General features: G+C 64.3%; 11 protein-coding genes. 3 read left to right on the top strand and 8 right to left on the bottom strand.

Annotated features, from left to right (window positions below; genetic code table 11):
- Positions 1-11: 11 nt before the first annotated feature.
- The 3 genes from DUPY_RS10785 to DUPY_RS10795 all read right to left on the bottom strand — a co-directional run bounded on the left by DUPY_RS10785 (position 12) and on the right by DUPY_RS10795 (position 1,724).
- A complete protein-coding gene (locus DUPY_RS10785) occupies positions 12-977 on the bottom strand; it encodes an acyl-CoA desaturase (protein WP_070247903.1) in 966 nt (321 codons plus the stop codon).
- A gap of 31 nt (positions 978-1,008) precedes the next feature.
- Complete coding sequence (locus tag DUPY_RS10790; RefSeq protein ID WP_070247886.1) at positions 1,009-1,323, bottom strand: metalloregulator ArsR/SmtB family transcription factor; 315 nt, start codon at positions 1,321-1,323, stop codon at positions 1,009-1,011.
- A 74-nt stretch (positions 1,324-1,397) separates the two neighbouring features.
- Positions 1,398-1,724 (bottom strand): nuclear transport factor 2 family protein, encoded by a 327-nt coding sequence (locus tag DUPY_RS10795; protein ID WP_070247887.1) that lies wholly within the window; start codon positions 1,722-1,724, stop codon positions 1,398-1,400.
- 109 nt (positions 1,725-1,833) lie between these two features.
- On the opposite strand from DUPY_RS10795, the gene DUPY_RS10800 reads away from it, so the two are divergent.
- Positions 1,834-2,733: a LysR family transcriptional regulator gene (locus DUPY_RS10800; protein WP_070247889.1), complete on the top strand. Its 900-nt coding sequence runs from the start codon at positions 1,834-1,836 to the stop codon at positions 2,731-2,733.
- Positions 2,734-2,752: 19 nt separating this feature from the next.
- Here DUPY_RS10800 and DUPY_RS10805 read toward each other — a convergent pair whose 3' ends face one another.
- The gene (locus DUPY_RS10805; RefSeq protein WP_070247891.1) at positions 2,753-3,208 is read right to left on the bottom strand and encodes an RES family NAD+ phosphorylase; all 456 of its coding nucleotides are present in this window, start codon (positions 3,206-3,208) and stop codon (positions 2,753-2,755) included.
- Positions 3,205-3,690 carry an Xre family toxin-antitoxin system antitoxin gene (locus tag DUPY_RS10810; protein WP_084640654.1) on the bottom strand — a complete coding sequence of 162 codons (486 nt, stop codon included), beginning with the start codon at positions 3,688-3,690 and terminating at the stop codon, positions 3,205-3,207. Before DUPY_RS10810 ends, DUPY_RS10805 begins: the two co-directional genes overlap by 4 nt.
- Before the next feature lie 154 nt (positions 3,691-3,844).
- Between DUPY_RS10810 and DUPY_RS10815 the strand changes: the two genes are divergently transcribed.
- Positions 3,845-6,043, top strand: coding sequence for an OsmC domain/YcaO domain-containing protein (locus DUPY_RS10815; protein ID WP_070247894.1), 2,199 nt, complete (start codon positions 3,845-3,847; stop codon positions 6,041-6,043).
- Positions 6,044-6,105: 62 nt separating this feature from the next.
- On the opposite strand, the gene DUPY_RS10820 is transcribed toward DUPY_RS10815, so the two are convergent.
- Positions 6,106-6,861 (bottom strand): NADPH-dependent F420 reductase, encoded by a 756-nt coding sequence (locus tag DUPY_RS10820; protein ID WP_070247896.1) that lies wholly within the window; start codon positions 6,859-6,861, stop codon positions 6,106-6,108.
- A gap of 90 nt (positions 6,862-6,951) precedes the next feature.
- On the opposite strand from DUPY_RS10820, the gene DUPY_RS10825 reads away from it, so the two are divergent.
- Positions 6,952-7,332 carry a winged helix-turn-helix transcriptional regulator gene (locus DUPY_RS10825; protein ID WP_070247898.1) on the top strand — a complete coding sequence of 127 codons (381 nt, stop codon included), beginning with the start codon at positions 6,952-6,954 and terminating at the stop codon, positions 7,330-7,332.
- Here DUPY_RS10825 and DUPY_RS10830 read toward each other — a convergent pair whose 3' ends face one another.
- Both DUPY_RS10830 and DUPY_RS10835 read right to left on the bottom strand, forming a co-directional pair.
- Entirely contained in the window at positions 7,333-10,407 is a 3,075-nt protein-coding gene (locus DUPY_RS10830) for an efflux RND transporter permease subunit (RefSeq protein ID WP_070247899.1), read from the bottom strand.
- On the bottom strand, positions 10,404-10,961 hold a 558-nt coding region (locus DUPY_RS10835; RefSeq protein ID WP_371851777.1), incomplete at its 5' end, for an efflux RND transporter periplasmic adaptor subunit. The genes DUPY_RS10830 and DUPY_RS10835, both read right to left, overlap by 4 nt.

Consider the following 10,961-nt stretch of genomic DNA (forward strand, 5'->3'; position numbering starts at 1 on the left):
GCGCCGTCAGTTCAAGTTTGTTCCGGCGCTGCTGCCAACGGCAGGGCTGCAGCAAGCGTGGCACGCTCGCCGACCGCGCGCAGTTCCGGTCGCACCGGCAAGTCGGCCGGCAGCTTGACATCCCACGCCAGCCCGGCGCACTGCATGCCGCGCAGCACCCACCATCCCGGATCCCATTCGCCTTCGGCAAGGCCAAGGCGGGCCGACCCCGGGTAAGCGTGGTGATTGTTGTGCCAGCACTCGCCCATTGTCAAGAGCGACGTGAGCTGGATGTTACGGCCCTGCACCGCGGCGCCTGTCACTTCGTAACGCATGCCGCCGTGGTTGTGGGCGAAGTAGCCGATCAGCCAGTGCCCGATCACGCCGGCCGTCACCCGCGCGCACACGCCCCAGAACACGAAGCCCCAGCCGCCCCACCAGTACAGCAGCAGCGCCGGCGGCAGCTGTTGCAGCATCCAGGTGCGCTCGAGGAAGCGGTAGAAGCGATCGCCGGCCACGCGCGCTTCGAGCTCGATGTGCGGGGGTGACGCCAGGTGCAGGTCGCAGTGCAACTGCCACCAGGCGTCAGTCCACAGGCTGCGGCCATGGCGCAGGTAGTCGTGGCACACGGGCAGGCGCTGGGCGTAGTCGCGCAGTTCGTGCTGGCGCAGCAGGCCGAGGGGACCGGCCAGGCCCACCTGCACGCCGAGATACACCAGCAGGTATTCGAGCCACTTCGGACACTGGTAGCTGTTGTGTATCAGCTTGCGGTGGCTGCCGAGCGAGTGCCCGAACAGCAGCACCACGCCGGTGGCGACCATGAAGACGACAAACGCGGCCACGCTGAAATACACGGTGCCGCCGATGATCGCGGCGCCGGCCATTCCGATCAGCCACAGCGATTTGACGGGCGCGTAACGCACCTCGCCATCGATCACGCACGCGTCGTCCGCGCAGCGCACCCGGTGTTGCAGCAGACTTGCCGCCCGTTCGGTCATGGTCATCCCCTGGTGAGTGTTCTACTGCTGGTCAGTTACCGGATTTTTTCAGTGCGCGCGACTCGCGCTTGAGCGGCCCGGCGACTGGGCACACTTCGAACGCATAGCCGGTAAGGGTGTTGACCAGGCGGTCGCGATTGAGCTGGTAGTAGACGAACTGCCCCTCGCGCTCGCGCGTGACCAGGCCGGCGTTTTCCAGGATGGACAGGTGGCGCGAGATGGCTGGCGCGCTCATGGAAAAGCGCTGCGCCAGGTCGGACGTGGACAGCCGCGCCTCCGACAGGTAGGCGAGGATTTGCCGGCGCGGGCTGGACGCCAGCGCTTCAAAAACAAGATCGAGGGCCATGAGAGGATTAAACTATTAACGAATTTGTTAATAGGTTAATCGTTGTTTTGAGCGATGTCAACGAAGTTATGCCGTTACCGGATTTCCAGTGCCGCGATCTTCGCCCCAGCGAGTTGAAAATCAAAACCCAGCACCACCGGGCTGCCGGGGAAATTACCCGACACTTCACCCTTGACCACGCAACCGCGCGCCGTCGGCGTGCAATCGAGCGGTGCGACGGTGGCGGCATACTTGGCGCCGGTCGCGCGCTTCCAGGCGCGGATGGCGTCGTGGCCCTGGTGGCGTTCGTGCTCGTCGCGTACCTCGCCGTCTTCGCCAAAGCACGCTGCGACACCGTCGGCGTCATGGGCGTTGTCCGCATTGAAATAATCCGCCACCACGGCTGGCAGTTCGATCATCATGTTGTTCTCCTGTGTGAGTTGTGCGAGTGATCATGGTATGCGGAAGGATTCGGGCACGATACGCGGGTTTTCGGTATAAACTGTCAACTTAAAGTTAATAGTCAAACGCATGAAACCGTATTCGATGGAAGCGATCCGCATCTTCCTGGCCGTGGCCGAGGCGCGCAGCTTCACGGCTGCCGCGATCCGCCTGGGCGTCACGCCCGCCGCCGCCAGCAAGGCCGTCAAGCTGCTCGAGGCGCAGCATGGCGTGATGGTTTTTGTCCGCAATACGCGGCGGGTGGCGCTCACCGAAGCCGGCAGCGCGCTGTATGCCAGCCTGCTGGCGGCCACCGCCCAGATCGACGACGCCTTCCTGGCGCTCACGCGCTACCGCGACCGGCCTGCGGGCACCTTGCGGCTCACGGTGCCGCGCGCATTGGGCGCGTTGGTCCTGAAAGACCTGGCGCCGCGCTTTCGGCACGCCTATCCCGACGTGGCGCTCGATATCTCGCTCGACGATGGCGAAGTCGATCTGCTGGAACACGGTTTCGATGCCGGCATCCGGCTCGGGCACCAGGTGGCGCAGGACATGGTGGCGGTGAGGCTGACCGAGGATCTGCACTGGTCGGTGGTCGCTGCGCCGGCGTACCTGGCGCGCGTCGGCCGTCCGAACATCCCCGAAGACCTGGTACGCCATGCCACCGTGCGCTATCGCTTTCACCGCTCGAAGGTGCTGGCGCCGTGGGGTTTCGTGCGCGATGGCGACAGCTTCCAGGTGGAGACCGGCCAGCAGCTGGTCGTCAACGACACCGGCCTGATCGCCGATTTTGCGCGCTCCGGGCTGGGACTGGCCTATTTGCCCGACATCGAAATCGCCGACGACCTGGCGGCGCGGCGACTCGAGCGCGTGCTGCAGCCGTTCGTGTCGCGCACTCCGGGGTTGTTCCTGTACTTTGCCGCCAAAACCCAGAGCCAGCCCAAGCTGCGCGCCTTCATCGACATGGCGACAGCCGGCGCTATTCCTTAGTGCCGCGGCCGGGCGAGCGCTATTTCGCCACGCGCCGGTCAAATGAAAATGGCCGCAATGCCGTCAGTTGCACCTGCGGGTAGTCCGGGTGCAGCGGATTGATGACGAAGTTGGCTTCTTCCGGCACGATCACGGACGGAATTTTCATGGCCAGGGTGTCGCCGCGCCGCAGCCATTCGCCGCCGAACGATTGCGCGGCAGTGGACAGGGGCAGCGCATCCCACCCATCTGGCAACGTGTTGTCGCCGGGCTCGTACACTGCGCTGGCATCGGGCAGGTCCACGGCCACCAGCACCAGCGGCGGGCAGGGCGTCGTTCCCAGGCGCACCAGTTTTTCAAGCGAGGTGATGGCGATCGTGCCGCCGCAATACAGCGCCGGCAGGCCGATCGGATTCCAGCGCCCGCCATACAAGGCCGCGCCGGCGCAGTGCCTGTCGAGCGCGTATTTGCGGTGGGCAATGCGCCAGAGCCTCATAGTGCGCCGCCGGTGGCGATGGCGTTGAGCACCTGGCGTACCGCGATGGCGCCGGGTTCGGTATCGAGATAGTCCATGGGCGCGGTATCGTGGAAGGTCAGGTTGGGCGTGCGCAGCCAAGCTTTGGCGGCCTCTTCGTCGTCGAAGATTTCTTGTGCCAGGCTCATCAGGTCCGCCAGCCGCCACATCCGCTCCGAGGCGGCTGCATCCATCAACGCGCCGCGCTTGACCAGGGTGTGGGCAGTGGTTTCCGGCAAGCGTGCAATGCTGCGGATACGCTGGGCCGGAACGCCGAAATAAATGCCGGCGTCCTTGATCATGCCAGCGGGAAAACCTATGCGGATCGCATCGACTGCATCGCTGCCACCCGACAGGCGCATCAGTTCGGCAAAACTGGCCGGCTTGGCCTGGCTGGCCGGATCAGGGGGCGCGGTGCGTGGGGAGCGGGGAGCGCCAGTCCCGGTCCGGGATTTGTCTGTCATGATTACCTCCGTATGGAAGTTTAGGTTATACCTTCTGGAGGTGAATTGCAAACCTCGTTGCTTGATGCTTGCTCATACGCAAACCACGCAGCCGCGCCGATTTGACCGATAATGCTGTCACTCTCATTTTTAGCACCAGGATTGGAAGTCTCCCATGGAAATCAAGGTCAACTTTCTCGACAAGCTGCGGCTCGAAGCCAAGTTCGATGATTTTACGGTCATCGCTGACCAACCCATCCGATACAAAGGCGACGGCTCGGCCCCCGGCCCGTTCGACTATTTTTTGGCGTCGTCAGCCCTGTGCGCAGCGTATTTCGTCAAGTTGTATTGCAACACGCGCAATATCCCGACCGAGAATATCCGCCTCTCGCAAAACAATATCGTCGATCCTGAAAATCGATATAAACAGATCTTCAAGATCCAGGTCGAGCTACCAGCCGACATCTCCGACAAGGACCGCCAGGGCATCCTGCGCTCGATCGACCGCTGCACGGTCAAAAAAGTGGTGCAGGAAGGCCCCGACTTCGTGATCGAAGAAGTGGCCAACCTCGACGCCGATGCGCAGGCCCTGCTCACCCTCAATCCCGACGCCGCCGTGCGCACCTTCATTCCCGGCAAGGACCTGCCGCTCGAGCAGACCATTGCCAACATGTCGGGCGTGCTGGCCAACCTCGGCATCAAGATCGAAATCGCCTCGTGGCGCAACATCGTGCCCAACGTGTGGTCGCTGCATATTCGCGACGCCCATTCGCCGATGTGCTTCACCAACGGCAAGGGCGCCACCAAGGAAAGCGCGCTGGCCTCTGCCCTGGGCGAGTACATCGAACGCCTGAACAACAACCACTTCTACGCCGGCAGCTACTGGGGCGAAGACATCGCCAACGCCGACTTCGTCCACTACCCGAACGAGCGCTGGTTCAAGCCGGCCCGCCGCGACAAGCTGCCCGCCGAAATCCTCGACGACTACACGCGCGACATCTACGATGCCGACGGCGAACTGCGCGGCTCGCACCTGATCGATACCAACTCCGGCAACGCGGAACGCGGCATCTGCGCGCTGCCGTACACGCGGCTGTCCGATGGCGCGACCGTGTACTTCCCGTCCAACCTGGTGGAGAACCTGTACGTGAGCAACGGCATGAGCGCCGGTAACACGCTGGTCGAAGCGCAGGTGCAGTGCCTGTCCGAGATCTTCGAGCGCGCCGTCAAGCGCGAAATCATCGAAGGCGAAATGGCCTTGCCCGACGTGCCGCACGAAGTGCTGGCCAGGTACCCCGGCATCGTGGCCGGCATCAAGGGGCTGGAAGAGCAGGGCTTCCCGGTGCTGGTCAAGGATGCGTCGCTGGGCGGCGTGTACCCGGTCATGTGCGTGACGCTGATGAACCCGCGCACCGGCGGCGTGTTCGCCTCGTTCGGCGCCCATCCGAGCCTGGAAGTGGCGCTCGAGCGCAGCCTCACCGAATTGCTGCAGGGCCGCAGCTTCGAAGGCCTGAACGACCTGCCGCAACCGACGTTCGCCAGCGAAGCGGTGACGGAGCCGAACAATTTTGTCGAACACTTCATCGATTCGAGCGGCATCGTCTCGTGGCGCTTCTTCAGCGCCAAGGCCGATTACGATTTCGTCGATTGGGACTTCTCGGGCAAGGGCGAAAACTCCAACGCCGAGGAAGCGGCCACCCTGTTCGGCATCCTCAAGGACATGGGCAAGGAAGTTTATACCGCCGTGTACGACGACCTCGGCGCGGTCGCCTGCCGCATCCTGGTGCCCGGCTATTCGGAAGTCTACCCGGTGGAAGACCTGGTCTGGGATAACACCAACAAGGCGCTGCTGTTCCGCGCAGATGTGCTCAATCTGCACCGGCTGGACGATGACGCGCTCGAAGCGCTGCTCGAACGCCTGGACGACAACGAGCTCGATGAATACGGCGATATCGCCACCCTGATCGGCATCGAGTTCGACGAGAACACCGAGTGGGGCCAGCTCACCACGCTGGAGCTGAAACTGCTGATCAACCTGGCGCTGAAAAACTTCGACGAGGCCAAGGAGCTGGTCGAGTCCTTCCTGCAGTACAACGACAACACGGTCGAGCGCCGCCTGTTCTACCAGGCGCTCAACGTGGTGCTGGAAGTGGAAATTGACGACGACATGGCGCTGGCAGACTACGAAGTCAACTTCCGCCGCATGTTCGGCGACGCGCGCATGGACGCGGTGCTCGGCTCCGTGGCTGGCACGGTACGCTTCCATGGTCTCACGCCAACGAGCATGAAGCTCGAAGGCCTGGACCGCCACGCGCGCCTGATCGACAGCTACAAGAAGCTGCACGCGGCGCGCGCCAGGGCGGCGGCGCGCTAGGCCACGTGGCCGGCGCTGCCCCGCCGGCTGAACTGGCAACTCAACTGGCTTCCTTTTGTGGCCTAGCTCCCGCCCACCTGCCGGTTCACCCGGCGGTTCATGGCGACGATATCGGCATGAGTGGGGGCGGGCCCCAGTTCTGCAAACAGCGCCGGCAAGCGATCGCGTTTGGCGGCCGCTTCGCCCTTGACGGCGGCCGCCAGCGCTGCGCGCATGATGTCCGCATTGTCGTCGCAGCAGTAGGCCGGGGTTGACGGCTGCTGGCGCCACGATTCTTCCAATGATCCCGCATCGACCGCATCGAAACCGATATCGTCGACCAGCGTCATGGTCGTCTGCTTGGCCTGCTCGCCGTCGCCTGCCACCGCAATCGCCAGGCGGTCGGTCGCACCGGCTGGGCGACCCAGTTCGGCCAGGCTGTAGGCCAGGATGTTGTTGAAGCTTTTGACCACCGGGCGGGCGATCTGCCGCACCACCCAAATGCTTTCCGCCGTTCCCTCGTCGATCTCCGCGATGGATTCATCGCGCATGCCGGGATAGTAATTGCTGGTGTCGATCACGGCGACCGTGGGCGCCACCGTGTCGAACAGGCCGGCGGGAAGCGCGCGCATGGCCGGCAGCGGTATCGCCAGGATCACCACTTCCACGTCTCGGACCACATCTTGCACACTCGCTGCCGTGGCCTTGGCCGCGTTGGCCAGTTCGCGCGCGCCGTTCACGCCGCGCGTGTTGGCGACGCGGACGTCGTGACCTGCCGCAACCAGTTTGCGGGCGAGCGTGCCGCCGATATTGCCGGTGCCGATAATTCCGATGCGCATAATTGCTCCTGTGGGATTTTTCAAGCAGCCAGTTTAGGGAGTCCGTGTGATAATGGGAAGTACCGACTAAAAAGTAAGTAACTAACCGAAATGAGCCAGCAAGAACGCGTATGGAACTGCAGCGATCCCGAAAAACGCCGCGAATGGGCGGCCAGCACCACCGAAACGCTGCGCGTGCTGGAAGGGAAATGGAAGATCATCATCCTGTGCCAGCTGTTCGCGGCCAAGGCGCCGCTGCGGTTCTCGGACCTGGAGCGGCTGATCGACGGCGTCAATCAGAAGATGCTGATCCAGCAGCTCAAACAGCTGGAGCAGGACGGCATCGTGCTGCGCACGGTGTACGCGCAGGTGCCGCCCCGGGTGGAATACGCGCTCACCGACATGGGCTTTGCACTGGGACCGTCGATGCAGGCGCTGATCGAGTGGGCCGAAATGCGTCGCTCCCGGCCCATGCCTGAACCCGTCGCCTGATCAGGCAGGCTTTGGCACTGCCGGCGGCGCGATCTTGAACCAGATCGCATACATCGCCGGCAGGAACACCAGCGTGAGCACGGTGCCGGCGATGGTGCCGCCGATCAGCGTGTAGGCCAGTGTTCCCCAGAATACCGAGTGGGTGAGCGGGATGAACGCCAGCACGGCGGCCAGCGCGGTGAGGATCACGGGCCGTGAGCGCTGCACCGTCGCTTCCACTACCGCGTGGAACGGATCGAGTCCCGCGTTCTGGTTGTCGTCGATCTGGCCGATCAGGATCAGCGTGTTGCGCATCAGGATGCCCGACAGCGCGATCAAGCCCACCAGCGCATTGATGCCGAACGGCTGCCCGAACGCGATCAAGGTCGGCACCACGCCGATCAGGCCCAAGGGACTGGTCAGGAACACCATCACCATCGCCGCGATCGAGCGTACCTGGAAGATGATGATCAACAGGGTGATCGCCAGCATGATCGGGAACAGCGGCAGCATCGCCTTGGTGGCCTTGCCCGATTCCTCGATCGATCCAGCTTCAACGATGTGGTAGCCGCTTGGCAGTTTGGCGATGATCGTTTGCAGCTGGGCAGTGAGGGCGCCCGAAACGTCGGGCGGCTGCAGGCCGTCGGCGATGTCACCACGGACGGTCATCGTCGGTACACGGTCGCGGCGGCGCACCAGCGGTTCCTCGAACCGCACGTCCACCGTGCCCACCTGCGAGAGCGGAATGCGCTGGCCGTCGGCACCCGACAGCGTGAAGTCGGCGATGCGGGCCGGGTCCAGTCGGTTGCCGCCGGCGGAGCGCGCCATCACCTGCACGGTACGGATATCCTCGCGCACCGCAGTCAGCGGCACGCCGCTGAGCAAAAACTGCAGTTGCTGCGCCACCGAGGTGGACGTCAGGCCCACTGCCTGCAATCGGTCCTGCTGCAAGGTGAAGTGCAGCGAAGGCGTGCGCACGCCCCAGTCGTTGTTCACGGTGCGCATCATCGGGCTCGCTTGGAGCACATGCTGCACCTCGGCCGCAATGTCGCGCAGCTTGGCCGGATCGGGGCCGCTCACGCGGTAGGCCACCGGGTACGGCGAGTACGGACCGAACACCAGTTGCGTCACGCGTACCTGCGCTTCCGGCGCGAGGCCGCCGGCAATGACCGTGCGCAGCCGCGTTTTCAGCGCGTCACGTTCGTCCTGGCTGTCGGTGCGGATGACGATCTTGGCGAACGACGGATCGGGCATCTCCGGTCCCATCGCCAGGTAGAAGCGCGGCGCGCCCTGGCCGATGTAGGCGGTGACGATTTTCGCTTCCGGCTGTTGGGCCAGCCATGCTTCCACCTTGGCGGTGGCGGCGCTGGTCTGGCCGATTGCGGTACCGAACGGCATCTGCACTTCGACCAGCACTTCCGGCCGGTCGGACACGGGGAAGAACTGCTTCTTGACCACCGCCATGCCGCCGACGGACAGCGCGAACAGTCCCACCACTGCGCCGGCAACGACCCACTTGCGGGCGATCGCGCGGCCCAGCAGGTCGCGGAAACGCTGGTAGCGCGGCGTGTCGTACATCGCTTCGTGGCCGCCTTCGACCTTTTTCAACTGCGGCAGCATTTTTACGCCCAGGTAGGGAGTGAACACCACCGCCACCACCCACGACGCGATCAGCGCGATGCCGACGATCCAGAACATATTGCTGGTGTATTCGCCTGCGGACGATCGCGCAAAACCGTTGGGCATGAAGCCCACTGCCGTGACCAGGGTGCCGGCCAGCATCGGCGCGGCCGTGTGGCTCCAGGCGTAGGCCGACGCGGCGATGCGGTCGTAGCCTTCCTCCATTTTGACCACCATCATCTCGATGGCGATGATGGCGTCGTCCACCAGCAGGCCCAGTCCCAGGATCAGCGAACCGAGCGTGATGCGATCGAAGTTCTTGCCGGTTGCTGCCATCACGATGAATACCACCGCCAGTGTCAGCGGCACGGCGGCGGCGACCACGATGCCCACGCGCCAGCCCATGCTGACGAAGCACACCACCATCACCACCAGCAGCGCCACGAAGAACTTGACCATGAATTCATCGACCGACGCCCCGATATTGACCGCCTGGTCGGTGACCTTGGTCAGGCCCATGCCCAGCGGCAGTTCGGCATTGATGGCGCCCACTTCCGTGTCCAGCGACTTGCCCAGGTCCAGGCCATTCCAGCCGTCGCGCATCACGACGCCCAGCAACAGCGCCGGTTCGCCGCCGTTGCGCAGGATGAATCTCGACGGATCTTCGACGCCACGCTTGACGGTGGCGATGTCCGACAGCTTCAGGGTGCGGCCCTGCACCACGATCGGCGTGTCGCGGATTTTTTGCAGCTGGTCGAACGCACCGTCGAGGCGGATGAATACCTGCGGTCCCCTGGTATCGATCGAGCCGGCAGGCGTCAACACGTTCTGGTTGTTCAGTGCAGCGAACACCTGCTGCGGCGCCACGCCCAAGGTGGCCAGGCGCTCGTGCGAGAATTCGACGTCAATGCGTTCCGGCTGCTCGCCGATGATGTTGACTTTTTTGACGCCCGGTACATGCAGCAGCCGCTGGCGCAGGGTTTCGGCGTCGCGCACCAGCAGGCGCTGCGGCTCGCCCTTGGCCTTCAAGGCGAACAGCGCAAACGTCACGTCCGCGTATTCGTCGTTGACCATCGGGCCGATCACGCCCTGCGGCAGGTTACCCGCCTCGTCGCCCACCTTTTTACGGGCCTGGTAGAACTGCTCTTGCACCTCGGCGGGGGGCGTGCTGTCCTGCAGCGTCAGCGTGGTGAAGGCGAGGCCGGGGCGGGTGTAGGTTTCGCTGCGCTCGTACCAGCGCAGTTCCTGCAGGCGCTTTTCAAGCTTTTCAGCCACCTGGTCCTGCATTTCCTGCGCGGTGGCCCCGGGCCAGGCGGTGATCACGGTCATCACCTTGATCGTGAAGGCCGGGTCTTCGGCGCGTCCGAGCTTGAAGAACGAGACCACGCCGGCGACCGAGATCAGCAGGATCAGGAACAGGGTAATCGCGCGCTCGCGCACGGCCAGTGCGGAGAGGTTGAAGCGACCCGCACTCATTGTTTGGCTCCGGTGGTGGTCGCTGGTGAGGCTGCTGCCAGCCTTACCGCTTCTCCTTCGCGCAGCAGGTGTGCGCCCAGCGCCACGATACGCTCGCCCGATTTAAAAGGTCCGGTGACAAAAGCGACGTCCTCGCCCAGGCGCTGCACGGCCACCGGTCGCCAGGTCACCTTGGCCGGTTGCCCGTGGATCAGCCACAGGCCCGGTCCCTTGCCGGCATCGTGCAGGGCGCCCATCGGTACCGACCATGCGCCAACGTTTGCTTGCGTGTCGGCGCCGGTTCCGGCTTTCGCACCGGATGCCACATCGGGCAGCGCGATCGTCACGGTCGCACCCAGTGGCGCTGCAGCCAGCGGGCCTTCCAGCACATAGCGCGCCTCGTAGGTACGGGTGGCGCGATCGGCAGTGTCGGACAGCTGGCGCAGGCGCGTGGGAACGGCTTGCCCGCTTTGGCCGAACAGCGTGGCCAGCCCGGTCGATCCCAACTGCGGTCGCAAGGTTTCGGGCAACGCGATCACGGCTTCGCGGCTGCCGGCGCGCGCCAGGCGCAGCAC

The sequence above is a fragment of the Duganella phyllosphaerae genome, assembly GCF_001758785.1.
In the GTDB taxonomy this organism is placed as follows: domain Bacteria; phylum Pseudomonadota; class Gammaproteobacteria; order Burkholderiales; family Burkholderiaceae_D; genus Rugamonas; species Rugamonas phyllosphaerae.

Excerpts from the sequence above, each read along its gene's own strand:
- DUPY_RS10805 (WP_070247891.1), bottom strand. The coding sequence starts at position 3,208 with ATGAGGCTCTGGCGCATTGCCCACCGCAAATACGCGCTCGACAGGCAC.
- DUPY_RS10795 (WP_070247887.1), bottom strand. The coding sequence starts at position 1,724 with ATGATGATCGAACTGCCAGCCGTGGTGGCGGATTATTTCAATGCGGAC.
- DUPY_RS10810 (WP_084640654.1), bottom strand. The coding sequence starts at position 3,690 with ATGACAGACAAATCCCGGACCGGGACTGGCGCTCCCCGCTCCCCACGC.
- DUPY_RS10800 (WP_070247889.1), top strand. The coding sequence starts at position 1,834 with ATGAAACCGTATTCGATGGAAGCGATCCGCATCTTCCTGGCCGTGGCC.
- DUPY_RS10825 (WP_070247898.1), top strand. The coding sequence starts at position 6,952 with ATGAGCCAGCAAGAACGCGTATGGAACTGCAGCGATCCCGAAAAACGC.
- DUPY_RS10790 (WP_070247886.1), bottom strand. The coding sequence starts at position 1,323 with ATGGCCCTCGATCTTGTTTTTGAAGCGCTGGCGTCCAGCCCGCGCCGG.
- DUPY_RS10830 (WP_070247899.1), bottom strand. The coding sequence starts at position 10,407 with ATGAGTGCGGGTCGCTTCAACCTCTCCGCACTGGCCGTGCGCGAGCGC.
- DUPY_RS10820 (WP_070247896.1), bottom strand. The coding sequence starts at position 6,861 with ATGCGCATCGGAATTATCGGCACCGGCAATATCGGCGGCACGCTCGCC.
- DUPY_RS10815 (WP_070247894.1), top strand. The coding sequence starts at position 3,845 with ATGGAAATCAAGGTCAACTTTCTCGACAAGCTGCGGCTCGAAGCCAAG.
- DUPY_RS10785 (WP_070247903.1), bottom strand. The coding sequence starts at position 977 with ATGACCGAACGGGCGGCAAGTCTGCTGCAACACCGGGTGCGCTGCGCG.